The 23,904-nt window shown below is 70.5% G+C and carries 20 protein-coding genes and 1 riboswitch; of the genes, 15 read left to right on the top strand and 5 right to left on the bottom strand.

What is annotated here, in order from left to right; all coding sequences use genetic code 11:
* Positions 1-2 precede the first annotated feature (2 nt).
* Genes ACTMTF_RS03710 through ACTMTF_RS03700 form a run of 3 tightly spaced genes read right to left on the bottom strand, consistent with a single transcriptional unit; the run spans position 3 to position 3,671 of the window.
* Positions 3-842, bottom strand: a complete 840-nt coding sequence (locus tag ACTMTF_RS03710) for a sugar ABC transporter permease (RefSeq protein WP_397000200.1) — start codon at positions 840-842, stop codon at positions 3-5.
* Entirely contained in the window at positions 839-2,395 is a 1,557-nt protein-coding gene (locus tag ACTMTF_RS03705; protein ID WP_441109214.1) for an ABC transporter permease subunit, read from the bottom strand. The genes ACTMTF_RS03710 and ACTMTF_RS03705 overlap by 4 nt, the downstream gene beginning before the upstream one ends.
* A gap of 7 nt (positions 2,396-2,402) precedes the next feature.
* Entirely contained in the window at positions 2,403-3,671 is a 1,269-nt protein-coding gene (locus tag ACTMTF_RS03700) for a sugar ABC transporter substrate-binding protein (RefSeq protein WP_441109213.1), read from the bottom strand.
* 291 nt (positions 3,672-3,962) lie between these two features.
* Between ACTMTF_RS03700 and ACTMTF_RS03695 the strand changes: the two genes are divergently transcribed.
* The 5 genes from ACTMTF_RS03695 (at position 3,963) to ACTMTF_RS03675 (ending at position 11,041) form a co-directional block, all read left to right on the top strand.
* On the top strand, positions 3,963-5,453 hold the full coding sequence (locus tag ACTMTF_RS03695) for a glycoside hydrolase family 13 protein (RefSeq protein ID WP_441109212.1): 1,491 nt from the start codon (positions 3,963-3,965) through the stop codon (positions 5,451-5,453).
* 72 nt (positions 5,454-5,525) lie between these two features.
* Positions 5,526-6,578 (top strand): sensor histidine kinase, encoded by a 1,053-nt coding sequence (locus ACTMTF_RS03690; protein ID WP_441109211.1) that lies wholly within the window; start codon positions 5,526-5,528, stop codon positions 6,576-6,578.
* A 123-nt stretch (positions 6,579-6,701) separates the two neighbouring features.
* The gene (locus tag ACTMTF_RS03685; protein ID WP_441109210.1) at positions 6,702-8,750 is read left to right on the top strand and encodes an N-acetylneuraminate synthase family protein; all 2,049 of its coding nucleotides are present in this window, start codon (positions 6,702-6,704) and stop codon (positions 8,748-8,750) included.
* A gap of 69 nt (positions 8,751-8,819) precedes the next feature.
* Positions 8,820-9,794, top strand: a complete 975-nt coding sequence (locus ACTMTF_RS03680; protein ID WP_441109209.1) for a glycosyltransferase family 2 protein — start codon at positions 8,820-8,822, stop codon at positions 9,792-9,794.
* The gene (locus tag ACTMTF_RS03675) at positions 9,791-11,041 is read left to right on the top strand and encodes a polysialyltransferase family glycosyltransferase (RefSeq protein ID WP_441109208.1); all 1,251 of its coding nucleotides are present in this window, start codon (positions 9,791-9,793) and stop codon (positions 11,039-11,041) included. Before ACTMTF_RS03680 ends, ACTMTF_RS03675 begins: the two co-directional genes overlap by 4 nt.
* Before the next feature lie 52 nt (positions 11,042-11,093).
* Here ACTMTF_RS03675 and ACTMTF_RS03670 read toward each other — a convergent pair whose 3' ends face one another.
* Both ACTMTF_RS03670 and ACTMTF_RS03665 read right to left on the bottom strand, forming a co-directional pair.
* Positions 11,094-12,248 carry a DUF6716 putative glycosyltransferase gene (locus ACTMTF_RS03670; protein ID WP_397000216.1) on the bottom strand — a complete coding sequence of 385 codons (1,155 nt, stop codon included), beginning with the start codon at positions 12,246-12,248 and terminating at the stop codon, positions 11,094-11,096.
* Positions 12,248-13,210: a hypothetical protein gene (locus ACTMTF_RS03665; protein ID WP_441109207.1), complete on the bottom strand. Its 963-nt coding sequence runs from the start codon at positions 13,208-13,210 to the stop codon at positions 12,248-12,250. The genes ACTMTF_RS03670 and ACTMTF_RS03665 overlap by 1 nt, the downstream gene beginning before the upstream one ends.
* A 95-nt stretch (positions 13,211-13,305) precedes the next feature.
* Between ACTMTF_RS03665 and ACTMTF_RS03660 the strand changes: the two genes are divergently transcribed.
* From ACTMTF_RS03660 to ACTMTF_RS03615, 10 genes are all read left to right on the top strand, one after another.
* A complete protein-coding gene (locus ACTMTF_RS03660) occupies positions 13,306-14,121 on the top strand; it encodes an aldo/keto reductase (RefSeq protein ID WP_441109206.1) in 816 nt (271 codons plus the stop codon).
* Between the two features lie 45 nt (positions 14,122-14,166).
* Positions 14,167-15,120: a Gfo/Idh/MocA family protein gene (locus ACTMTF_RS03655; protein WP_441109205.1), complete on the top strand. Its 954-nt coding sequence runs from the start codon at positions 14,167-14,169 to the stop codon at positions 15,118-15,120.
* Between the two features lie 118 nt (positions 15,121-15,238).
* Positions 15,239-15,377, top strand: a riboswitch (cyclic di-AMP (ydaO/yuaA leader).
* 13 nt (positions 15,378-15,390) lie between these two features.
* Positions 15,391-16,065 carry a CHAP domain-containing protein gene (locus ACTMTF_RS03650; protein ID WP_441109204.1) on the top strand — a complete coding sequence of 225 codons (675 nt, stop codon included), beginning with the start codon at positions 15,391-15,393 and terminating at the stop codon, positions 16,063-16,065.
* A 186-nt stretch (positions 16,066-16,251) separates the two neighbouring features.
* Entirely contained in the window at positions 16,252-16,680 is a 429-nt protein-coding gene (locus ACTMTF_RS03645; protein WP_441109818.1) for a YciI family protein, read from the top strand.
* Between the two features lie 75 nt (positions 16,681-16,755).
* Positions 16,756-18,006: an RNA polymerase sigma factor gene (locus tag ACTMTF_RS03640; protein WP_441109203.1), complete on the top strand. Its 1,251-nt coding sequence runs from the start codon at positions 16,756-16,758 to the stop codon at positions 18,004-18,006.
* A gap of 278 nt (positions 18,007-18,284) precedes the next feature.
* A complete protein-coding gene (locus ACTMTF_RS03635) occupies positions 18,285-19,613 on the top strand; it encodes an ABC transporter substrate-binding protein (RefSeq protein ID WP_397000228.1) in 1,329 nt (442 codons plus the stop codon).
* A gap of 87 nt (positions 19,614-19,700) precedes the next feature.
* Complete coding sequence (locus ACTMTF_RS03630) at positions 19,701-20,654, top strand: carbohydrate ABC transporter permease (protein WP_441109202.1); 954 nt, start codon at positions 19,701-19,703, stop codon at positions 20,652-20,654.
* Positions 20,651-21,502 (top strand): carbohydrate ABC transporter permease, encoded by an 852-nt coding sequence (locus ACTMTF_RS03625; protein WP_397000232.1) that lies wholly within the window; start codon positions 20,651-20,653, stop codon positions 21,500-21,502. Before ACTMTF_RS03630 ends, ACTMTF_RS03625 begins: the two co-directional genes overlap by 4 nt.
* Positions 21,499-22,911 carry a GH1 family beta-glucosidase gene (locus ACTMTF_RS03620; RefSeq protein WP_441109201.1) on the top strand — a complete coding sequence of 471 codons (1,413 nt, stop codon included), beginning with the start codon at positions 21,499-21,501 and terminating at the stop codon, positions 22,909-22,911. Before ACTMTF_RS03625 ends, ACTMTF_RS03620 begins: the two co-directional genes overlap by 4 nt.
* Positions 22,892-23,890, top strand: coding sequence for a LacI family DNA-binding transcriptional regulator (locus tag ACTMTF_RS03615; protein WP_441109200.1), 999 nt, complete (start codon positions 22,892-22,894; stop codon positions 23,888-23,890). Before ACTMTF_RS03620 ends, ACTMTF_RS03615 begins: the two co-directional genes overlap by 20 nt.
* Positions 23,891-23,904: the final 14 nt, after the last annotated feature.

Raw genomic sequence — 23,904 nt, 5'->3', positions numbered from 1 at the left:
ACCTATCCTTTGACGGCTCCGGCGGTGAGCCCGGAGACGATGTACTTCTGCAGCCAGAGGAAGACGCCGACGGTCGGGATCGCGGTGAGCAGCGTGCCGGCGGCGAACATGCCGAAGTTGGCGTTGCGCTGGTCCCCCGCGATCATCCCGTACATGCCCACCGCGAGCGTCTTGCTCTCCGGGTCGCGCAGGAAGACGCTCGCCATGAGGAACTCGCTCATGATCCCGATGAAGGCGAGCAGGGAGGTGACCGCCAGGATCGGCGTGACCAGCGGCATGATGATCCGCCAGAAGATCTGCGCGTGCGTGGCGCCGTCGACGGTGGCGGCCTCGTCGAGCTCCTTCGGCACGGTGTCGAGGAAGCCCTTCATCAGCCAGGTGTTCACGCCCAGCGCGCCGCCGAGGTAGAGCAGCATGAGCCCCCAGACGGTGTCGAAGCCGAAGGCGGGGTAGAGCTCGGTCACCCTGGTGAAGATCATGAAGATGGTCACGATGGCGAGGAACTGCGGGAACATCTGGATCAGCAGCAGCGCCAGCAGCCCGGCCCGCCGCCCGGCGAAGCGCATCCGGCTGAAGGCGTAGGCGGCGCACATCGACAGCAGCAGGCTCGCGAACGACGACAGCAGGGCGATGAGCACCGAGTTGGCGAACCATCTGCCGAAGGGGTACACGTCGGAGGAGAACAGGTCGCCGAAGTTGGCCAGGCTCGCCCCCGTGGGCAGCAGCTCGGTGGAGGCGAGGGTGCCGAGCGGGTTGATCGCCGCGGAGATCACGAACAGCACGGGGAACACCGCGAACGCGCACACGACCAGCACGAACACGTGTCTCAGGGCGAGCTTCACGCGTACACCTCCTCCTGCTTGCGCGTCCGCCTGAAGGCCACGGCCGAGATGACGGCCACGATGGCGAAGATGAACACCGAGATCGCGGCGGCGAACCCGAACTGCGCCCCGCCCGTGCCGAAGGCCAGCCTGAACGTGTAGGTGATCAGCAGGTCGGTGGCTCCGACCTGCGGGTTCTCGGCCGGGAACGGCCCGCCGTCGCTGGTGAGCGCGATGGCGTTGAAGTTGTTGAAGTTGAACGCGAACGACGAGATGAGCAGCGGCGTCAGCGCCACCAGCAGCAGCGGCAGCGTCACCCGGCGAAAGCCCTGCCAGGGGGTGGCGCCGTCGAGGGAGGCGGCCTCGGTCAGCTCGCGCGGGATCGCCTGCAGCGCGCCGGTGGTGACGAGGAACATGTACGGGAAGCCGAGCCAGAGGTTGACCAGGATCACCGCGAGCCTGGCGGTGGCCGGTTGGCCCATCCAGTCCACGTCCAGCCCGAGGAGCTGGTTGATGAGGCCGAAGTCGCGGTTGAACAGGTCGCGCCAGACCAGCAGCATCGCGAACGAGGGCATGGCGTAGGGCAGGATGAGCGCGATCCGGTAGACCGTGGTGCCGCGCATCCGGGGGTGGTGCAGGGCGAGCGCCACGGCCATGCCGAGGACGAAGGTGCCGGCGACGGAGGCCAGCGCGAACGCCGTGTTCCACCCGAACACGCCCAGGAAGTAGCCGGAGATGGTGGGGTCGGCCAGCACCCGGGTGAAGTTGTCGAACCCGACGTTGACCTGCCATCCCTGGGCCAGGTGCGCGCCCGCGGCGTTGACGAAGTAGCCCTGGCGGTCGTCGGCCGTCCAGGTGTCCCCGTCGCCGCGCACGCAGTCGCAGCCGGCGTCGTAGACGAGCGCGGCCTTGCCCTCGACGGCGCGGCTCAGCCCGTTGGCCTTGATTGCCCCGTCGGGGGTGGGCACGGACAGGGCGGAGATCTCCGGCCCGCGCGCGGCCGCCTGGGGGGTGGTGAGCACGGTGACGCCGGGGGCTCGCAGCACCTTGCCGGTCACCCCGACCTGCGCGCCGGGCAGCGGCGACAGGCCGTCGGCGGTGCCGAGCCGGACCTGCCCGGTGTCCGGGTCGGCGAGCAGGAACACCAGCTCCCGCCCGCGCAGGGCGACGGTGAGGTCGTACTCGGGCGAACCGGGCGCCTGCCGTACCGAGCCGGTCTCGATGGCGGTGACGGCGGCCTGTTTGTCCCCCCGGTGACCGTCGCCGAAGTTGGTGAAGGCGGTGCTCACCGTGTAGAGCACGGGGAAGATCTGGAAGGCGATGAGGAAGACGGTGCCGGGGACGAGGTACTTGGCCGGGACGTGCCGGGGGGTCAGGTAGAGGTAGCCGATGACGGCGGTGGCGGCGGCGAGCACGCCGAGTCCTGCCCAGGACTCGGCGGCGAGCAGCGGCGGCGCCGCGTAGAGCAGGATCGCGGCCGCCACGGCGAGGACCACGATCCTGCTCACCACGAAGGCGGTGGTGATGGTGCGGCGCGGCCCGCTTCTCACGGTCTCGCGCGCGTCCGGAGCCATTCCCGGGTCAGTTCTTGAGCGCGCCGTCGATGGCCTTCTGCGCGGCCGCGGCGGCCTTGGCGGCGTCGCCGCCCTTGACGACCGCCGCCTCCGCGATGCCGAACGGCTGCCAGACGGCCTGCATCTCGGGGATGGCGGGCATCGGCACGCCGTCCTTGCCGGCGTCCATGAACTTGCCGGCGTCGGCGTCGGTCGCCTTGACCTCTTCCAGCGCCTCGGTCAGCGCCGGGGGCCGGGGGTCGGCGTCGTACAGCGCCTTCGCCACGTCCTTGTCGGTCACGTAGTTGGTGACGAACTCCTGGGCGAGGGCCTTGCTCTTGCCCTTGGCGGCGACGAAGAACGTCTGCACGCCGACGAACGGGGTGGCGGGCTCGCCGCCCTCGAAGGACGGGACGGGCGTGATGTCGTAGCCGAAGCCGCCCTTCTTCACGTCGGTCATCGCCCACGGGCCGGAGATGAGGTACGCGCACTTCTTCGCGGCGAAGTTGACGATGTAGTTCTCGTTGGTGATCGACGTCTTGAGGGCGCCGTCGCCCTTCTCGCCGAGGGCTCTCAGCTTCTCGAACGCCTTGACCGAGCCGGGCGAGTCGAGCTTGACCTGCTTGGGGTCGGGGTCGCCGGAGGGGGTGGCGCCGAACAGCGAGCCGCCGCCGGCGGCGAAGATCGGGTAGGCGTGGAAGGCGTCGCCCTTCTGGGTGACGGGCAGGCAGAGCACCTCCTTGACCTTGCCGTCTGCCTTGAGTTTCTTACCCTGCTCGACCAGGTCCTCGATGGTCTCGGGGGCGTCGGGGGCGAGGTCGGTGTTGCGGATCAGGGCGATGTTCTCCACCGCGTAGGGGGCGCCGTAGGTCTGGCCGTCGAAGGTGACGGCCTTCATGGCGATCTCGGGGAAGGCGGCCTTCTGCGCCTCGGTGAGGTTGACGGGGTCGATGGCGCCGTTCTGCACCAGGTTGCCGATCCAGTCGTGCGCGCCGATCATGACGTCCGGGCCGCTGCCCTGCTGGGAGGCGGTGATGAAGGTCTGCTGGTTGTCCTTGCTGATCTCCTTCACCTCGACGGTCACGCCGTTCTCGGTGCCGAACTGCTCGGCGAAGGGCCGGAGTGCCTTCACCCGGTTGGGGTCGGCCCAGATGACGAGCGTGCCGCTGCCCTGGCCGGTGGCGGGGGCGGAGCCGCTGGGCGCCGCCGAGGGCGCCGCCGGGTCGGAGCCGCCGCAGGCCGTGGCGGATAAAGCCAGAATCACCAGAGCGGCCGTACTCAGAGCGCGCGTACGCATGAGACCTCCTGAGGTCACGGAGGGAGCGGCGACGCCGCACGGCGCCACCGCCAAAAAGACCCAAGCTGACCGCTTTCGCGGCTTATGTGTCCGGGACGTTAGCGACTCTTTGCAAGAATTGGAAGAAGTTGCAAACGGGAGTTACCGGATCCTCACCACTGGGGACGACAGAACCACACGAATAGCAGCGTCAGAGGGTTCTGCAACTTGCCGCAAATTACGCTTGACCCGTTGCGGCCGGCACGCGATCCTGCACCAGGACATCTCGGACATTATGGGAGAAGGAGCACCATGCTCGACAACGACGACTGGTGGCGGGACGCCGTCGTGTACCAGGTCTACCCGCGCAGTTTCGCCGACGCGAACGGCGACGGCGTAGGGGATCTGGCCGGGGTGCGCGGCAAGCTCGGCTACCTGAGCCGGCTCGGCGTGGACGCCATCTGGCTGAGCCCCTTCTACACCTCGCCGATGGCCGACGGCGGCTACGACGTGGCCGACTACCGCGACGTCGATCCCGTCTTCGGCGTGCTCGCCGACTTCGACGCGCTGGTCGCGGACGCGCACGCGCTGGGCATCAGGGTGATCGTGGACCTGGTGCCGAACCACTCCTCCGACCGGCACCCCTGGTTCCAGGCCGGGCTGCGCGACCGTTACATCTTCCGCGACCGGCCCAACGACTGGGAGTCGATCTTCGGCGGATCGGCGTGGACCCAGGTCGCGGACGGGCAGTGGTATCTCCACCTGTTCGCGCCCGAGCAGCCGGACCTCAACTGGGAGAACCCGGAGGTCCGGGCCGAGTTCCGGGACATCCTGCGGTTCTGGCTGGACCGCGGCGTCGACGGGTTCCGGATCGACGTGGCGCACGGCATGATCAAGGCGGCCGGGCTGCCGGACGTGGGGCCGAAGGAGGGCCGCCAGGCCGAGATGCTCGGCGACGAGCAGGTGCCGTACTTCGACCAGGACGGCGTGCACGACATCTACCGCGAGTGGCGGCCGATCCTCGACTCCTACCCGGGCGGGCGGATGGCGGTCGCCGAGGCATGGGTGTCCTCGGCCGAGCGGCTGGCCCGCTACGTCGGCCCGGACGAGCTGCACCAGGCGTTCTCGTTCGAGTTCATGATGGCCGACTTCCACGCCAAGTCCTTCCGTACGGTCATCGACAAGGCGCTGGCCGAGGCCGAACTGGTGGGGGCGCCCACCACCTGGGTGCTGTCCAATCACGACAAACCCCGCCACGTCACCCGGTACGGCAGCCTGGCCCGTGCCCGGGCGGCCACGCTGCTCATGCTGGCCCTGCCCGGCTCCGCCTACCTCTACAACGGTGAGGAGCTCGGCCTGCCCGACGTGCTCGACCTGCCCGACGAGCTGCGGCAGGACCCGGCGTTCCGGCGCAGCGGGGAGAGCCGTGACGGCTGCCGGGTGCCGCTGCCGTGGACCGGCTCGCCCGGATGCGGCTGGCAGGACCCGTGGCTGCCGATCCCCGGCTCCTGGCGGCAGTTGTCGGCCGAGGCGCAGGAGGACGACCCCGGCTCCACGCTGAGCCTCTACCGGGCCGCGCTCGACCTCCGCAGGCGGCACCCCGCGCTCGGCGGCGGCACGCTGACCTGGCTGGACTCCCCCAAGGACGTGCTGGCCATCGAGCGCTCCCCCGGCCTGGTCGTGGTGGTCAACACCGGCGAGGAGCCGGTGCGGACCGAGTTCGGCGGGCGGGTGCTGCTGTCGAGCGGCCCCCTGGCCGACGGGGCGATCCCGCCCGACACGACGGTCTGGCTGCAGCGATGATCAACGACAGCATGGACCAAACTTTCCCTTCCCACGGCATTCGGCGGTGACACCGGTTAGTAATCTCGGGGCGTGTCACGCCTGTGGGCCCGCTCTCCGCGCGGACGCGTCACCCTCATCACCTCGGCAGCCGCCGCCCTGGTGCCGGCTCCCGTGGCGGCGAAGATCCTGGCGGCCGGTGACGCCCGGCGGCGCCTGAGCCGGATCGTGGCCCGCGCCGGTCGCCGCACGCCGTCCGCGCTGTCCGCGCGAACCAGAGAGGTGATCGTGTCGGCCCAGCTCACAGCGCTCGTCGCGGTGGCCGGCGGGGCGGCCTGGGTCGCCACAGGCCGGGCCCTTCGCCCGGTGGCGACCATGCGCGGCGAACTTGACGACGCCAACGCCAGCGACCTGAGCCGCCGGGTGACGCAGCCGCCGGGCGACGGTGAGGTGGCGCGGCTCGCCCGGTCGGTCAACGGCACCCTGGCCAGGATGGAGCGCGCGGCGCTGCAGCAGCGGCAGTTCGCCTCGGACGCCTCGCACGAGCTGCGCACCCCGGTCGCCGGGCTGCGCGCCCAGCTGGAGAGCGCGCAGCTCTACCCGGACGACACCGACCTGCAGGCCCTGGTGCGCGGCGCCCTGCGCGACACCGACCGGCTGGAGGCCATCATCGACGACCTGCTGCTGCTGGCCAAGATCGGCTCGCGGGCCGGCATGGAGCGGGTGGACCTGGCCGAGCTGGTCCGCCAGGAGCTGGCCGCGCGCACGGACCAGCTCCCCGTCCAGGTGAAGCTGTCGCCGGACGTGACCGTCCAGGGGGTCAGGATGCAGCTCGCCAGGGTGCTGACGAACCTGCTGGACAACGCCCAGCGCTACGGGGACAGCGAGGTGCGGGTGATCGTGACCCGGGAGGGCGACCAGGCCGTGCTGGCCGTGGAGAACGACGGCTCGTACATCCCGGTGGAGGACCGGGAGCGCATCTTCGAGCGCTTCGCGCGCCTGGACGCCGCCCGCAGCCGGGACGCCGGCGGCACCGGGCTGGGCCTGGCCATCGCCCGCGACGTCGCGATCGCGCACCGGGGGCAGATCTGCGTGGAGGACTGCCCGGGCCACGCCCGCTTCGTGCTGCGGCTCCCGGCCGTGTGAACCCGTCACACCCCGTCCAGAGTCGCTCTACCCGATCCCCCCGGAAAGTTAATGACGGGGACGCTGCCAGTTCAACCGGTCCCTCTAGCTTCTGGGTGCAACCCGGAGCACTGAGGAGACACGTTGCGAGTCCTGGCCGTAGTTCCCGCCCGCGGAGGTTCGGCGGGCGTACCCCTGAAGAACCTCGCCCCTGTGGGCGGTGTGCCGCTGGTGGCCCGCGCGGTGCGCGCCTGCCTGCGCGCCGAGCTGGTGGACGAGGTCGTGGTCAGCACCGACCACGCGGGCATCGCCGAAGCCGCCGCGCAGGCGGGAGCCCGGATCGTGGACCGGCCCGCGGAGCTGAGCGGCGCGACCGCGTCCAGCGAGTCCGCGGTGCTGCACGCCCTCGACTCGCTCGACTCGCCCGGCGAGGAGCCCGAGGTCGTCGTGCTGGTGCAGTGCACGAGCGCGTTCATCGACCCGGAAGACCTGTCCGCGGCCGTGCGCAAGGTGCTGGACGGCGAGGCCGACGCGGTCTTCTCCGGCATGCCGACGCACGAGTTCCTGTGGACGACGACCGGCGAGGGGATCAACCACGACCCGTCGCGGCGCCCGCGCAGGCAGGACCTTGAGGCGCAGTTCCGGGAGACGGGCGCGTTCTACGTCATGCGCACCGCGGGGCTGCGCGAGAACGGCCACCGCTTCTTCGGCGAGATCTCCGTGCAGACGGTGCCGTCCCGGCACGCCGTCGAGGTGGACACCCCCGAGGACCTGGAGATCGTCCGGGCGCTCGCGCCGTTCGTGGACGCGCCCGAGCCGATCGACGTCGACGCCGTCATCACCGACTTCGACGGCGTGCACACCGACGACCGCGCCTACGTCGACTCCGACGGCCGCGAGATGGTGCTGGTCAGCCGCTCCGACGGGATGGGCGTGTCGCTGCTGCGGCGGGCCGGGGTGAAGGTGCTGGTCATGTCGACCGAGCACAACCCGGTGGTGGCCGCGCGGGCGCGCAAGCTGGGTGTGCCCGTGCTGCAGGGTCTGGCGGACAAGCGGACCGTGCTGCGCGACTGGCTGAACATCGAAGGGCTGGACCCGGCCCGGGTCGCCTACGTCGGCAACGACGTCAACGACCTGGGCCCGATGGCCGAGGTCGGCTGGCCGGTCGCGGTGCCGGACGCGCACCCGCGGGTGCGGGCCGCCGCCCGGGTCGTGCTGTCCAAGGCGGGCGGCGAGGGCGCGGTGCGCGAGCTGTGCGACCGGGTCGTGGCGGCCCGGCCGGTGCCCGAGGAGGCGGCGCCGGAGGCCACCAGGCCCCGGTTCGGCCCGGTGCGGATCGGCGACGTCCCGGTGGGCGACGGCGAGCCGGTGTACATGATCGGCGAGATCGGCATCAACCACAACGGCGACCTGGACCTGGCGCGCCGGCTCATCGACGTGGCCGCCGACGCGGGCTGCCAGGCGGTCAAGTTCCAGAAGCGCACCCCGTCGATCTGCGTGCCGGTCGAGCAGCGTGACCAGATCAGGCAGACGCCGTGGGGCGAGATGACCTACCTGGAGTACAAGGAGCGTACCGAGTTCGGCCACGACGAGTACCGGCAGATCTCCAAGTACTGCGACGAGCGGGGCCTGCACTGGTTCGCCTCGCCGTGGGACGTGCCGTCGGTGGAGTTCCTGGAGGAGATGGACGTACCGGTGCACAAGGTCGCCTCGGCCAGCGTCTCGGACCACGAGCTGCTGCGCGCCCTGGCCGCCACCGGCAAGCCGATCATCCTGTCGACCGGCATGTCGACGCTGTCGGAGATCGACGCGGCCGTGAAGATCCTCGGCACCGACAATCTGATCATGATGCACGCCACGTCCACCTACCCCCTGCCGCCGGAGGAGGCCAACCTGCGCACGATCACCACGCTCAAGGAGCGCTACGGCGTGCCGGTCGGCTACTCCGGGCACGAGCGCGGCCTGCAGATCTCCCTGGCCGCGGTCACGCTGGGCGCGGTCTGCGTGGAGCGGCACATCACGCTCGACCGCACCATGTGGGGCTCGGACCACGCGGCCTCCCTGGAGCCCGCCGGGCTGGAGCACCTGGTGCGCGACATCCGCATCATCGAGCAGGCCATGGGCGACGGCGTCAAGCGCGTCTTCCCGGGCGAGGAGGCGCCGAAGGCCCGCCTGCGCCGCGTGACCGTCTGACCATCCAGCCTGTCCGATCTGTCCGACCGACCCTCCGGCTTTGCGGGCGCGTCCCGCGTGGAGACCATATTGATCACTCTCTCGGTCGTCGTGCCGGTGCGCGACGGTGAGCGGTACATCGCGGACGCGCTCGCCTCGCTCTGCCGTAACGCCCGGCACGACTTCGAGTTCATCGTGGTGGACGACGGGTCGGTGGACGCCACCGGCGACATCGCCGACGACTACCGCGCCGGCCTGCCCGGCCTGGAGGTGCTCCGCAACCCGGTGCCCCTGGGGCTGGCGGACGCCCGCAACACCGGGCTGTCGGCGGCGTCCGGCCGGTACGTCACGTTCATGGACGGCGATGACTGGCTCGCCCCCGGCTATCTGGCCCGGCTCGTCGAGGCTGTCGACGGGCTCGGCTGCGACTTCGTACGCACCGACCACGTACAGGTGGAGGGCCGTAAGCGGGTCGTGCACCGGGCCCCGCTGGCGCGGCGGGGCTCGGTGCACGACCCCCGGGATGCGATCCTGCCCGCCGGGGTGCGGACCATGGTGGACTACCCGTACGCGTGGGCGGGGGTCTACCGCCGCTCGCTGGGCGACCTGCTGCACTTTCCCGGCTCGCTGCACACGGCGGAGGACCGGCCGTGGATCTGGCGCCTGCACACGCAGGCGGCGTCGTTCGCGGCGGTGTCACTGGCCGGGGTGTTCTACCGGCGGCAGGTCTCCGGCTCGCTGACGCAGGTGGGCGACGAGCGGCAGCTGCACTTCTTCGACGCCTTCGAGCTGGTGTTCAAGGACCTGGAGGAGAAGTTCCTGCCCAAGGCGGTGCGGAACTTCTGCGCGCTGCTGGCCCACCATCTGGAGCTGGCCGACCGGTTCACGCCGGAGCTGCGGGCCCGGTTCGAGGAGCGCGGCGCCCAGCTGGCAGGGGCGCTGCCGCCCGCGATGGTGGCCGAGGCGGTGTCGGGGATGTCCGCCGAACGCGAGGCGGTGCTGCGGGCGCTGCTGCCCGGCCTGCCCGCCGATTCCCGCAAGCGCCATGTCCAGGAGGACCTATGACGACCGTCTTCTACGCCTCGACCCTGTTCGGCGCCATGTCGCTGGCCGCGGCCATCGACGACGGCCGTTTCGGCGCGGGCCGCAAGGTGCTGCTGGTGTCGAACAACGCGGCGATCCCCGAGGTGGCGACGCCGCTGGACGCCGCTCCCGGCTTCGCGGTGCTGCGCTCCCGCTTCGACGAGGTGCACTCCTGGAACGACCTGATCTACCCGCTGCACCCGTCGGACTGGCGGGCCAGGGTGATCGAGGTGCCGATGCTGGAGCGCCTCGTCAACGCCCGGCTCGGCCTCGGCACGGTGGACGAGCTGGTGCTGGAGTCGATCGCGGTCGCGCCGGCCCGCACGATCGCGGGCCTGGTGCGCGACTGCCCCATCACGGTCTACTCCGACGGGCTGATGAGCTACGGCCCCACCCGCGACCCGCTGCCGGCCGAGATCTTCCGGCGCATCACCCGCCTGCTGCACCTGGACCTGGTCCCCGGCCTGACGCCGCTGCTGCTCACCGAGTACGACGTCCCCGCCGCGACGATCCCCGAGGCGGCCTTCCTGGCGGTGGTGGCCGAGGTCGCCGCGACGGCCCCGGACATGCTCGCCGCCGAGGCGATGATCCTCGGCCAGTATCTGTCGGCGCTGGAGATCGTCACCCCGCAGGAGGAGGCGGACCTGCACGAGGCGATGCTGCGCGGCCTGGCGGCCCGCGGCCACAAGAGCGTCGTGTTCAAGCCGCACCCGGCGGCGGGCCGCAGGCACACCCAGCTCCTGCGCGCCGCGGCCGCGCCGCTGGGCGTGCGGCTGCTGGTGGCCGGGGAGAGCGTCCCGGCCGAGGTCTGCTTCGCCGCGCTCCGCCCCGAGCTGGTGGTCGGCTGCTTCTCCACCGCCCTGGTCACGGCCGGCCGCTACTTCGGCCTCCAGGTGGCCACACACGGCACGGAGCTGATCCTGGAGCGCCTGACGCCGTACGAGAACAGCAACAGGATCCCGGTCACCATCGCCGACGCCCTGCTCCCCCGCTTGGGGGCCGACGGCGCCATCGACCGGCCGGCGGAGACGGACATCCAGGCGCTGGTGAGCGCGGTCGGCTACTGCATGCAGGCGGACGCCTACCCCGGCCTGCGCCCGGACTCGATCGACTTCGATCCGCGCTACTTCAAGCGCAGGCGCCTGGAGGCCCTGGAGCTGCTGGCGCCGCCGGAGCCGAAGCCGAAGGCCATGAGCCGCTTTCGCAAGCGGCTCAGGTCGGCCCTGTGACGTCACGTTCTCAACTGCGCGCCTTCGCCTTCAGGATCTTCGGGCAGCGTTCTCAGGTGCGCACCTTCAGGTAGCGGCGGACCCGCCGGCCGGCGCGCAGCATGGTCGGCGGGATCTCCACCCGCAGGCGGGCGCGGCGGCGGGCGGTGGCGTGCTCGGCCCCGTCGAGCAGCGACCTGGCGGGCATCCGGGGCCGGGAGATCACCAGCCCGGCCAGCAGCCCCGCCCAGTCGTCGCGCCCGCTGGGGTGGAAGTAGTTGGCGGCGCACCACGCCGGCTCCGCCTTGCGGAAGTCACCCTCGGCCAGCTCCTCCAGCGTGCCGAGCAGCCCGCTGCCCTCGAACACCACGTTGATCATCTGGGCGCTGACGCCGAAGTCGCTGAGCACCAGCAGCGGCACGTCCTGGGCGATGGCCTCCAGCGCCGCCGTGGAGCTGACGGTGACGAACCCGGCCGCGCGCGAGAGCTGGTCCTGCATCGAGCCCGCCTCGAACCGCAGCCTGCCCGGCTCGCCCAGCTCACGCCAGAGCCGCTGGTAGTGGTGGCGCTCACGGTGGGTCTGCTGCTCGTCCTCCAGGGCGCGCAGTTTCACCACGACGTCCAGGTCCGGCCGGCGCTCGGCCAGCTCGGCCAGGGAGCGCAGGATGCGCTCGCGGTCGCCGCGGGCGCGCGGCACCTTGGCCTGGGTGGCGAACACCACCCGGTTCCCGCCGGCTCGCGCGGCTTCCGGGCGCAGGAACGGCAGCCGGGCCAGCCCGACCGCCCCTCCCCCGCCCAGCCGGGAGGCGATGGCGGCGAACTCGGTCACCTCACGCTCGCTGTGCACCACGAACAGGTCGCAGCCGCTGCGGAACAGCCACGCCTTCTCGGTGGCGGGCACCGAGATGCCGGGCAGCCCGGTGACGAACACCGGGCGGGGCCGCAGCCCCTGCAGCACCTCGGCCACCAGCACGTCCACGACCGGCCCAGTGCAGGCCACCAGGATCACGTCGGGACCGGACCGTTCGGCCAGGCGGCGCACCGCCCGCGCCGACAGCACCGGCGGCGGGGGACGCTCGCCGACGGCGGCGGCGATCTGCGCCGGTGACGGGGCGATCGGGGTGCGCACCACCACGAGCTCGGTCTCGCAGCCCGCCGGCAGGTCGCCGAGCAGGCAGGCCGCCCATTTCAGATACGAGTCGGAGTCGGCGACCGCCAGCACTCTCACTACCCCGTCACTCCTGTCACTTGTGTCACTTGCGTGAGATGCGAGCGCAGCGCGGGAGCCGCCCTGCTGGTCCACCATTCGTCGGGCACGTCGACCGGCTCCACCGTGACGCCGCGCGGGCCGAGCAGCACCCGCAGCGAGGAGATCGCGGTGGAGGGCAGGCTGACCACCCGCTGGCCGGCGTCGAGGCCGCGCAGGGTCAGCTCGGCGGGCACACCGGGCTCGTGCACGGTGATGCCGGGACGCTCCCGGATCAGCGCCAGGTCCACCGGGTCCTCCCGGCGGTGCGGGTAGTAGGCGAGCGGCTCCTGCTCGGCCAGGTCCATCAGCCAGCGCAGGTAGCGGTCACGGCGTACCAGGCCGTTCTTGACCAGGGAGGTGCCGAGGACGACGGTACGCTCGGCGGGTCCCGGCTCGGCGAGCGGCTGCTCGCGCAGCCAGCCGAAGTCGTGCCGGACGAGCTCGACGCCCGCCCGCTCGACGGCGCGCGCCAGGTCGTCGGAGACGGGCAGCGCGGTGAACACCGTGACGCGCCCGAGGCGCAGCCGGGCGGCCGCGGCCAGCCCCAGCGCCGCACGGAGCACTCCCGGCTCGGCTCGCGCGCGCAGCAGCGGCCGGTACGGTCCCGCCGCCAGCAGCTCCAGCAGCCGGATCGTGGCCAGCCCGTCGTCCACGACCACGATGCGGCCGGGAACCGAGGTGAGCCAGCGCAGCTGCACCTTGCCGGAGAAGGCGTCGCCGACGGCCCGCAGGCGGTGCGGCATGCGCTCGCGCGGCTCGGCCAGCTCAAGGCCCTCGGGCAGAGTGAGGTGGCGCAGCTCCCGCCGGGTCGCCTTCAGCGCCCGCAGCTTGGCGCGCGGCACGACCGCGGTGGCCGGCCCCAGCACCCCCGCATGGTGGGCCTCGATGGCGCACAGCATCTGGAGCGGGGACTCCACCCAGGCCGACGCCTGTTTGACCACTTGTTCTCCCAGCCCTGTGAAAGCCCGTTCAGGACCGCTTCAAGCTAGCCCGGCCTGCTTAAGCCGTCAGAAACGGGACGTGAACAATGGAGGGTATGAACTCGCTACGGCTTTATCGAGACGGCGTAGAAATCCCGCAACTCGGCTTCGGCGTCTGGCAGGTGCCCGACGACGAGGCCGAGCGGGCGGTGACGACCGCACTGGAGATCGGCTACCGTCACATCGACACCGCCACGCTTTACCGGAACGAGGAGGGCGTCGGGCGAGCGGTCCGCTCCTCCGGGATCCCGCGCGAGAAGATGTTCATCACCACCAAGCTGTGGAACTCCGACCACGACCGGGTGCCGCAGGCCTTCGACGAGAGCCTGGCCAGGCTCGGCATGGACTACGTCGACCTCTACCTCATCCACTGGCCGGCGCCGAAGCAGGACAGGTACGTGCAGGCCTGGCGTGAGGTGGAGAAGATCTACCGGGACGGCCGGGCCAAGGCGATCGGGGTGTCCAACTTCACCGTCGGGACCCTCACCCGGCTCATGGACGAGACCGACGTCATCCCCTGCATCAACCAGATCGAGCTGCATCCGTACTTCCAGCAGAAGCAGATGCGCGAGTTCCACGACACGAACGGCATCCTCACCGAGGCGTGGAGCCCGCTCGGCCAGGGCAAGGGCCTGCTGGAGGAGCCCGCGCTCGCGGTGCTGTCGGAGAAGCACGGCCGCACGCCCGCCCAGATCGTGCTGCGCTGGCACATCCAGCTGGGCAACGTGGTCATCCCCAAGTCCGTCACCCCCTCGCGGATCAAGGAGAACTTCACGGTGTTCGACTTCACCCTCGACCATGAGGACATGGCGGCCATCGGGGCGCTGAACTGTGGCAGGCGGCTCGGCGCCGACCCCGACCAGCTCGGCTGAACCCCCCAGATACCGCATGAGCGGGTAAATCAGTACGCTTCCGGCGTGAAACTACTGAACTGGGGCATTGCGGCAACCGGTGGCATCGCGCGGACCGTGGGCGCGGTGATCGCCGCCGAACCGGGGATGCGGGTGGCCGCCGTCGGCTCCCGCGACCTCGGCCGGGCCAAGGAGATGGCCGCGACGCTGGGCGCGGAGTCGGCCTACGGCTCCTACGCCGAGCTGTGCGCCGATCCCGGGGTCGACGCCGTCTACGTGGCTACCCCGCACGCCCAGCACCTGGAGGTGGCCGAGGCCGCGATCGCGGCGGGCAAGGCGGTGCTGTGCGAGAAGCCGCTGGCCGCCACCATCGCCGACGCCGAGCGGATGGTACGGCTGGCGCGCGAGGCCGGGGTCTTCCTCATGGAGGCCATGTGGATGCGCTTCAACCCGCTCATCCAACTGCTGGCCGCCGACCCCCGGTTCGGGGAGATCCGCTCGGTGCAGGCCTCCTTCGGGTTCGCGCTGCCCTACGATCCCGCGCACCGGCTGTGGGCGCCGGAGCTCGGCGGGGGCGCGCTGCTGGACCTGGGCATCTACCCGCTCGGGCTGGCCCAGCTCTTCCTCGGCATGCCGTCGAGCCTGACCATGTCGGGCTCACTGGCGCCCTCGGGGGTGGACGCGGAGGCCGGCGGCACGCTGGTCTACCCGGACGGCAGGCGGGCCCTGGTGGACTGCTCGCTGCTCGCCTCCTATCCCAACTCCGCCAGCGTGGTGGGCACCGGGATGCGTGCCGACATCGAGACCCCGTTCTGGGCGCCGCGGCGGGTCGTGCTCAACGGGCCGTCGATGGAGCCGGAGGTGCACGAGCTCGATCCCGCCGACAACGGCTACGCCGGGGAGATCCGTGAGGTCAGGGACGCCTTGGCCGAAGGGCGGACCGAGAGCGCGATCATGCCTCTTGACGAAAGCCTTGCCATGATGGGGCTCCTGGCCGACGCTCGCCGGCAAATCTCCTAGCTGGGGGTTTATGGACTTGTAATCCTCTTGCCGTTTGTATTACCTTGTGGGGCATTCGCGGCATACGTCCGGTTTGTCCGTTCGTTGCCGAACCATCGCACTACACGTTCACAGGACCGTCCTGTGACCGCTGAATCCGCCTCAGGGCGGAACCGGGGACCCAGTCCTTTGGGGTGAATCGGCGCCATCGCGCGTCGTAGGGCAGCTTCCACGTCCGAACCCGTCAGCTAACCCGGTAAGCGGCATGGAAGCAAGGAGTAAACCCCCTCGATGGCGAAGCACAGTCTTGCTCGTGCCCTGAAGACCGAACACCTCCGCGCAGCACTCGGCGCGGCCATCATCGCCACCGCCCTCGGCACCGCCGCGGTCCCGGCCTACGCCAACCCGGGATCCACCGCCCAGGAGACCCAGCAGACCCGGCAGAACAGGCCGGACGACGCCAACAAGATCAACGTGACCGCCTCGCAGGTCCTGGAGCTCGCCAGGCAGCAGGTCGGCACCTCGGAGAACGCCCGGGGCGGCGGCACCAAGTTCCAGCAGTGGTACGCCCAGTCGCCCCGCGCCATGGAGACCGTCAGGCGTGACGGAGGCAACCCCGCCGCCTACCTGAACGCCGCCTGGTGCGCGATGTTCGTCTCCTGGGTCGGCGAGCAGACCGGCGCCCGTCCCCAGGTCGGCTGGGACGCCTACACCGTGACGCACGCCAAGTGGTTCAGCAACAACGGCCGCTGGGGCACGGTCCCCAAGCCCGGCGCCGTCGTCTTCTTCGCCTGGAACGGCAGCAAGAGCATCAACGCCATCCAGCATGTCGGCTTCGTCGTCAAGGACAACCAGGACGGCACGATCTCCACGATCGAGGGCAACACCGGCAACGGCGCCGTCGAGGAGCGGGTCCGGCCGAAGTCCCAGGTCGTCGGCTACGGCTACCCGGAGTATGCCGCCTGATGGCGAGCACCTGACCCCGCCGGGGTTCACCCGCCATGGGAGCGCGCATCCTCGCCGAGGGTGCGCGCTCCCGGCTTTTCCGACAAGATCCCCGTACACGTGTCGATCCGCCCGCCGCCGGTTCGACGCGTCGACGAGGAGGCTCACAGAGGGCCGTCCGGAGGAGGAGATCCCGCCGTGAAGTTCATGATCGTGGGCAAGGCCAACGAGGAGACCGAGGCCGGCGTGCTGCCCAGCCCGGAGCTCGTCGCCGACATGCGCGCTTACAACGAGTCCCTGGTGAAGGCCGGCGTGCTGCTGGCGGGCGAAGGGCTCTACGCCAGCTCGCACGGCGCGCAGATCGCCTACAGCGACGGCAAGGCCCGGGTGATCGACGGCCCGTTCGCCGAGGCCAAGGAGCTCATCGCCGGGTTCTGGCTGATCCAGGTCAAGTCCCGGGAGGAGGCGATCGAGTGGGCGCTGCGCGTCCCCGTGCCGCCGGGGCATGACGGCATCGGGCTCGACGTCTGGCGGGTGTACGACCCGGCGGACACGCCCGACCCGTCCCTGAGCCCGGAGGAGGCGCGGCACGAGGCGGCGCTGCACGAGCGGCTCAAGGACGACCGGCCGTCCTGATCCGTCCCGATCCGTCCTGCTCCGTGCCCGCCCGCGCGACTTGCGCCGGGTGGTCCGGGCTGTTGTCATAGGCCGATGACCGCTTCTCAGACCCATCAGGCGATCGAGGCGGTGTGGCGGATCGAGGCCGCCAGGCTCATCGCCGGGCTGACCCGGCTGGTGCGCGACATCGGGCTCGCGGAGGAGCTGGCGCAGGACGCGCTGGTCGCGGCGCTGGAGCAGTGGCCGGAGTCCGGGGTGCCGAAGAACCCGGGCGCCTGGCTCATGACCGTGTCCAAACGGCGGGCCATCGACATGATCCGCCGCGCGGAGCGGTTCGAGCGCAAGCTGATCGAGATCGGCCGCGCGGAGCTGGCGGAGCTCGCCGACGAGGACCACCTGCCCGAGGCCGGCGAGATCGAGGACGACCTGCTGCGGCTGGTGTTCACCGCGTGCCATCCGGTGCTGTCCACCGAGGCCAGGGTGGCGCTCACGCTCCGGGTGCTCGGCGGGCTGTCCACCGAGGAGATCGCCCGCGCGTTCCTGGTGCCGGAGCCGACGCTCGCGCAGCGCATCGTGCGGGCCAAGCGGACCCTGGCCGCCCAGCGGGTGCCGTTCGAGGTGCCGCAGGGCGACGAGCTCGGCGGCCGGCTCTCGTCGGTGCTGGAGGTCATCTACCTGATCTTCAACGAGGGCTATGCCGCGACGGCCGGCGACGACTGGATGCGGCCCGGCCTCTGCGCGGACGCGTTGCGGCTCGGCCGGGTGCTGGCCGGCCTGATGCCGAAGGAGCCCGAGGTGCACGGGCTGGTGGCGCTGATGGAGATCCAGGCCTCGCGCTCGGCCGCGCGGGTGGGCCCGGCCGGCGAGCCGGTGCTGCTGCTGGAGCAGGACCGGGCCCGCTGGGACCGGCTGCTCATCGGGCGCGGCCTCACCGCGCTCGGACGGGCCGAGGAGCTCGGCGGCGAGCTGGGCCCGTACGCGCTGCAGGCCGCCATCGCCGCCTGCCACGCGCGGGCGCTCACCGCCGAGGAGACCGACTGGGCACGCATCGCGGCGCTGTACGAGTCGCTGGCGAGGATCTCGCGCTCGCCGGTGGTCGAGCTCAATCGCGCGGTGGCGCTGAGCATGGCCTACGGTCCCGCCGCAGGGCTGGCGCTGGTGGAGCAGATCGTGGACGATCCGGCGCTGAAGGGCTATCACCTGCTGCCGAGCGTACGAGGTGATCTGCTGGCCAAGGTGGGGCGCCTGGCTGAGGCCCGCGCCGAGTTCGAGCGGGCGGCCGGCCTGACCCGCAACGAGCGCGAGCGTGAGCTGCTGAAGGAGCGCGCCGCCGGCTGCGGTTGAGTGCCGCCGTTTTCGCCCCCGCGAGAGCCTGACTGACCCGCCCTGGTGCACAATCGGTGCGGTTGAGATGGGAGCGCTCCCAAAGGGCCTTATGGGGCCTATAGCCTGAAAAATCCCTTTCTGGGGGCCCAAACTAGCCCACAGGTAACGGTTGAGTTTCGGGACGTTGACGCCCGCACGCCGTACGGGCACTCTTGTGGGAGCGCTCCCAAAGGACCTCCTATCGCGGGACTGTCGCGATTGCACCTCCCACGATCCACACCCAAAAGGGGTACGGAATGACGAACCACAAGCGCTCCGTCGTGACCGGTGTCCTGGTCACCGCGCTGGCCGCCATGACGGCCGCGTGCGGTGGCGAGACGACGCCGTCGTCCTCGGCCGGCGCGACGGCGGCGGCCGAACCGGTCACGATCAACGTGCACACCTTCGGCGCCGGCGAGAACTTCGGCTATGACGAAGCCGTCAAGAAATGGAACGCCGAGCACCCGAACATCCAGGTCAAGTACTCCAACCTGACCGACAGGTTCGAGGACGTCTACCTGCCGCAGCTGCTGCAGCGCCTGCAGGCCGGCAGCGGCGCCGGCGACATCGTCGGCATCGACGAGGGCGCGATGGGCCTCATGGCCGCCCGGCCGCAGTTCTTCACCGACCTCGGTGAGCACGGCCTGCAGGACCGCAAGGCGGACTTCCCCGCCGCCAAGTGGGAGGCGGGCGTCAACGCCGACGGCAAGCTGTTCGCGCTCGGCACCGACATCGGCGGCATGACGATGTGCTACCGCAAGGACCTGTTCGAGAAGGCCGGCCTGCCCACCGACCGCGAGGAGGTCGGCAAGCTGTGGCCGGACTGGGACGCCTACCTCGAGGCAGGCAAGAAGTTCCAGGCGGCCAACAAGGACGCCAAGTGGATGGACGGCCCCAACACCATCTACAACGTGATCCTGGCGCAGGAGGCGCCGAAGAACGGCAACGTCTCCTACTTCGACAAGAGCAACCAGCTCGTCCTCGAGACCAACCCGGCCGTCAAGACCTCCTTCGACTGGGTGCAGCGGTTCAGCAAGGAAGGGCTGACGGCCAAGCTGCAGGCCTTCTCCCCGCCGTGGACCAAGGCCATCAAGGCCGGCGACTTCGCCACCATGGGCTGCCCGGCGTGGATGCTCGGCGTCATCTCCGGCGCGGCCGGTGAGAGCAACAAGGGCAACTGGGACGTGGCCGCCGTGCCCGGCGGCACCGGCAACTGGGGCGGCTCCTGGCTGGCCGTCCCCAAGCAGACCAAGCACCCGAAGGAAGCCGCCCAGGTGCTGAACTACCTCACGGGCAAGGACGGCCACGTCGCGGCCTTCAAGGAGGCGGGCGCCTTCCCGAGCTCCATCCCCGCCCAGCAGGACCCTGAGGTGGCCGGGCTGAAGAACGAGTACTTCAACGACGTGCCGACCGGTGAGATCTTCGCCGCCTCGGTGAAGGACCTGCAGCCGGTGTTCCTGGGCGAGAAGCACGCTCAGGTGAAGACGTCGGTGGAGAAGGTGCTCGAAGGCATGGACCAAGGCGCGGTTACCTACGAAGAGGCCTGGTCCAAGTTCACGGCCGCGGGCGTCAAGGCAGCGGGCTGACCCCTCGCCGCCCTCAGGAACGGGTGGCGCCTCCCTCTTCCCCCTGGGAAGGCGCCACCTCCTCCCGACCTGGCTCGAAAGGCTTCCATGACTCTCCAACTGGCGCCCGCCCCGCGGCAGGCGCACCGGAAGCGGACACCGCCGCAGCGGCGGATGGCGCGCTTCGACCTCAGGGGTGTGCCCTATCTCCTGGTGTCACCATATTTCCTGCTTTTTGCGATCTTCGGGCTCTTCCCGCTCGGCTACACGCTCTGGCTCTCCCTGCACGACTGGGAGCTGGCCGGGGACAAGAGCTTCACCGGCCTGGCGAACTACGCCGAGCTCATCGTGGACGCCGAGTTCTGGAACGCGGTGATCAACACGGTCGGCATCTTCGTCATGTCGACCGTCCCTCAGATCGTGCTGGCGCTGATGCTGGCCAACGCGCTGAACAAGCGACTGCGGGGCAGGCTGCTCCTGCGCCTGGGCGTGCTGCTGCCGCTGGTGACCTCGGTCGTCGCGGTGGCGGTCATCTTCAGCGGGCTCTTCGCCCGCGACTACGGCCTGTTCAACTGGATGCTCGGCCTGGTGGGCATCGAGCCGATCGCCTGGCAGAACGAGAAGTGGTCGTCCTGGATCGCGATCTCCACCATGATCGACTGGCGGTGGACCGGCTACAACGCCATCATCCTGCTGGCCGCCATGCAGACGATCCCCAAGGATCTCTATGAGGCGGCGGCGCTCGACGGCGCGTCGGCCCGCACCCAGTTCTGGAAGATCACGATCCCGATGCTGCGGCCCACCATCGTGTTCGTCGTCTTCATCTCCACCATCGGCGGCCTGACGCTGTTCACCGAACCGGTGATGTTCGAGGGCAACCCGCAGATGACGGGCGGCACCACCGGCCAGTACCAGACGGTGGCGATGTTCGTGGTCGAGGCCGCCTTCCGCAATTACGAGATGGGCTACGCCTCGGCGGCCGCCTGGCTGCTGTTCGTGCTGATCCTGATCGGGACCGCGGCCAACTACTGGTTCACACGTCGAATCGGGGGTTCGCGATGACGACCGTCCAGTCCGGAAACCGCATGTGGGACGCAGGGGCTCTCACAAAGGTCGTGCTGGCGCTGGCACTGCTGTTGTCGGCGTTCCCCATCTACTACATGTTCATCATGGCCACCCGGAGCAACGAGGAGGCCCTCGACGTGCCGCCGCCGCTGCTCCCCGGCGGTGAGCTCGGCGAGAACGTCCGGCGACTGCTGGCGACCGAGGACGCGTACTTCGTCACGGGTCTGATCAACTCGGCGATCGTGTCGGTCACGGTCACCGTGTCGGTGGTGCTCATCTCGACGCTGGCCGGCTTCGCCTTCTCCAAGCTGCGCTTCCGCGGCTCCAAGATCATGCTGGGGCTGATCCTGGTCACGATGATGGTGCCGCTGCAGCAGATGGGCGTCGTGCCGCTGTACGAACTCATGGTGACGCTGGGCTGGACCGGCCAGCTGCAGGCGGTGATCCTGCCGTTCCTGGTGAACGGGTTCGGCGTGTTCATGATGACGCAGTACGCCTCGCAGGCGGTGCCCGACGAGCTGGTGGAGGCCGCCAGGGTGGACGGCGCCACCACGATGGGCATCTACCGGATGGTCATCCTGCCCGCGCTGCGGCCCGGCATGGCGGTGCTCGCCCTGCTGGTGTTCATGCAGACGTGGAACGAGTTCATGTGGCCGCTGATCGTGCTGCTGCCGGAGAACCCGGTGGTGCAGACGTCGATCGCGGCGCTCAACCAGGCCCATGGCACCGACTACGTGATGCTGTACACCGGCACCGCCGCCTCGGTCATCCCACTGTTCGTGGTTTTCGTCCTATTCGGCCGCCAGATCGTCGGCGGACTGATGGAAGGTGCGGTCAAGGCGTGACGACTCAGGAGGAGCAGACCCGCTCCCAGCTGCGCTTCCCTACCGGATTCTCCTGGGGTGCGGCCACCTCGGCCTACCAGATCGAGGGGGCGGTGGCGGCCGACGGCCGCGGCACCTCGATCTGGGACACCTTCACCAGAACCCCCGGCAGGGTGGTCGGCGGCGAGCACGCGGACGTGACCATCGACCACTACCACCGATACCGGGACGACGTCCGGATCATGGCGGACCTGGGCCTGAGCGCCTACCGCTTCTCGGTGTCCTGGCCGCGCATCCAGCCGGACGGATCTGGACAGATCAATCAGAAGGGGCTCGACTTCTACAAGCGCCTCACCGACGAGCTCCTCTCGCACGGCATCGACCCGTGGCTGACCCTCTACCACTGGGATCTGCCGCAGGCTCTGGAGGACGCCGGCGGCTGGCCCAACAGGGACACCGCGCTGCGCTTCGCCGACTACGCGGCGGCGGTGCACGAGGCGCTGCACGACAGGGTGCACACATGGGGCACCGTCAATGAGCCGTGGTGCGCGGCCTTTCTGGGTTACGCCTCGGGTGAGCACGCTCCGGGACGCCGCGAGCCCGAGAACGCGATCCGGGCCGCGCACCACTTGAACCTCGCCCATGGCCTGGCCGTACAGTCCATGGGCGCGCGGCGGGTGGGGGGCTGCGTCAACCTGTACGCGATCACCCCGGCCGGCCCGAGCGAACAGGACCTGGACGCGGCGCGCCGCATCGACGGGCTGCAGAACCGGTTCTTCCTGGACGCGCTGCTGACCGGCCGCTATCCGCAGGACGTGCTCGACGACCTGGCGATGGACCTGTCGTTCATCGAGGACGGCGACCTCAAGACCATCAACGCGCCGATCGACCTGCTGCTGGTGAACTACTACAGCCGCTTCACCGTCTCCGGCTCGTCCGGCGGCGGCAAGGCGTCCGCGGCGGCCGCGCCGGTCGAGACGGCCTCGCCGTGGGTCGGCAGCGAGCATGTGTCGTTCGTCAACGGCGGCCGGCCGGTCACCTCGATGGGCTGGGAGATCGACGAGAGCGGCCTGCTCGAGGTGCTGCGGATGGTGGCGCGCGAGTACCCGCCGGTCGCGCTGGTGGTCTCGGAGAACGGCGCCGCCTTCGACGACGTCCTGGAGGGCGACCGGGTGCACGACGCCGAGCGGTGCGCCTACCTTGAGGCCCACCTGCGCGCCTGCAAGGAGGCGATCGACTCCGGGGTGCCGCTGGAGGGTTACTTCGCCTGGTCGCTGATGGACAACTTCGAGTGGGCCTGGGGGTACGGCAAGCGTTTCGGGCTGGTGCACGTCGACTACGAGACCCAGCGACGCCGGCTCAAGGACAGCGCGCTCTGGTACGCCGAGATCATCCGGCAGAATAGGCCCCATGAACCGACCGACTCTTGAGGCAGTGGCAGCTCGGGCCGGCGTGGGCCGGGGCACCGTGTCGAGAGTCATCAACGGCTCACCGAACGTCAGCGAACGGGCCCGCGAGGCCGTGCAGCAGGCGATCAAGGAGCTGGGCTACGTCCCCAACAGGGCGGCGCGGGCGCTGGTCACCCGGCGCACCGACACCGTCGCCCTGGTGGTGTCGGAGTCGGAGTTGCGGGTGTTCGACGAGCCCTACTTCGCCGGCACCATCCGGGGCATCGGCTCGGCGCTGACGGAGACGGGCCTGCAGCTGATCCTGGCCATGGCACGTTCCCCCGAGGAGCACGTCAGGCTGGAGCACTACCTGACGGGGCAGCACGTCGACGGCGTGCTGCTGCTGTCGCTGCACGGCGCCGACCCGCTGCCGCGCAGGCTGGAGGCGATGGGCGTGCCGACCGTGCTGGGCGGCAGGCCCATCGGCCTCACCCCCTACAGCTACGTGGACATGGACAACAGGGCAGGGGCCCGGCAGGCGGTCAAGCACCTGCTGGGCCTCGGCCGTTCCAAGATCGCCGCCATCGCCGGCCCGCAGGACATGGGCGTGGGCGTGGACCGGCTGTCGGGCTACCGCGACGCGGTGCTGCCCACCGGCCGGCCCGAGCTGGTGGCCTACGGCGACTTCTCCGAGGAGAGCGGCGCGTCGGCGATGACCGAGCTGCTGGCCGCGCATCCCGACCTCGACGCGGTGTTCGCCGCCTCCGACCCGATGGCGCTGGGCGCGATGCGGGTGCTCAAGGCCGCGGGCAGGGCCATCCCCGAGGACGTGGCGGTGATCGGCTTCGACGACTCGAAGGCGGCGCTGCACGCCGATCCGCCGCTGACGACGGTCCACCAGCCGACCGAGGCGATGGGCCGCCAGATGGCGCTGCTGCTGGTGGCCCGGATCCACGGCGAGGAGCTGCGCCAGCCGGTGATGATCCTCGACACCCACCTGGTGCACCGCGAGTCCGCGTGACCTGGACGTCCGGC

This window comes from Nonomuraea sp. ZG12 (assembly GCF_052068115.1).
In the GTDB taxonomy this organism is placed as follows: Bacteria; Actinomycetota; Actinomycetes; order Streptosporangiales; family Streptosporangiaceae; genus Nonomuraea.
The sequence above is the reverse complement of the archived record's forward strand: the minus strand, read 5'-3'. Positions and strand labels throughout refer to the sequence as shown.

Bases quoted from the DNA above. Each gene is read 5' to 3' on its own strand.
- ACTMTF_RS03705 (WP_441109214.1), bottom strand. From the start codon at position 2,395: ATGGCTCCGGACGCGCGCGAGACCGTGAGAAGCGGGCCGCGCCGCACC.
- ACTMTF_RS03700 (WP_441109213.1), bottom strand. From the start codon at position 3,671: ATGCGTACGCGCGCTCTGAGTACGGCCGCTCTGGTGATTCTGGCTTTA.
- ACTMTF_RS03695 (WP_441109212.1), top strand. From the start codon at position 3,963: ATGCTCGACAACGACGACTGGTGGCGGGACGCCGTCGTGTACCAGGTC.
- ACTMTF_RS03675 (WP_441109208.1), top strand. From the start codon at position 9,791: ATGACGACCGTCTTCTACGCCTCGACCCTGTTCGGCGCCATGTCGCTG.
- ACTMTF_RS03660 (WP_441109206.1), top strand. From the start codon at position 13,306: ATGAACTCGCTACGGCTTTATCGAGACGGCGTAGAAATCCCGCAACTC.
- ACTMTF_RS03650 (WP_441109204.1), top strand. From the start codon at position 15,391: ATGGCGAAGCACAGTCTTGCTCGTGCCCTGAAGACCGAACACCTCCGC.
- ACTMTF_RS03645 (WP_441109818.1), top strand. From the start codon at position 16,252: ATGATCGTGGGCAAGGCCAACGAGGAGACCGAGGCCGGCGTGCTGCCC.
- ACTMTF_RS03640 (WP_441109203.1), top strand. From the start codon at position 16,756: ATGACCGCTTCTCAGACCCATCAGGCGATCGAGGCGGTGTGGCGGATC.
- ACTMTF_RS03635 (WP_397000228.1), top strand. From the start codon at position 18,285: ATGACGAACCACAAGCGCTCCGTCGTGACCGGTGTCCTGGTCACCGCG.
- ACTMTF_RS03630 (WP_441109202.1), top strand. From the start codon at position 19,701: ATGACTCTCCAACTGGCGCCCGCCCCGCGGCAGGCGCACCGGAAGCGG.
- ACTMTF_RS03625 (WP_397000232.1), top strand. From the start codon at position 20,651: ATGACGACCGTCCAGTCCGGAAACCGCATGTGGGACGCAGGGGCTCTC.
- ACTMTF_RS03615 (WP_441109200.1), top strand. From the start codon at position 22,892: ATGAACCGACCGACTCTTGAGGCAGTGGCAGCTCGGGCCGGCGTGGGC.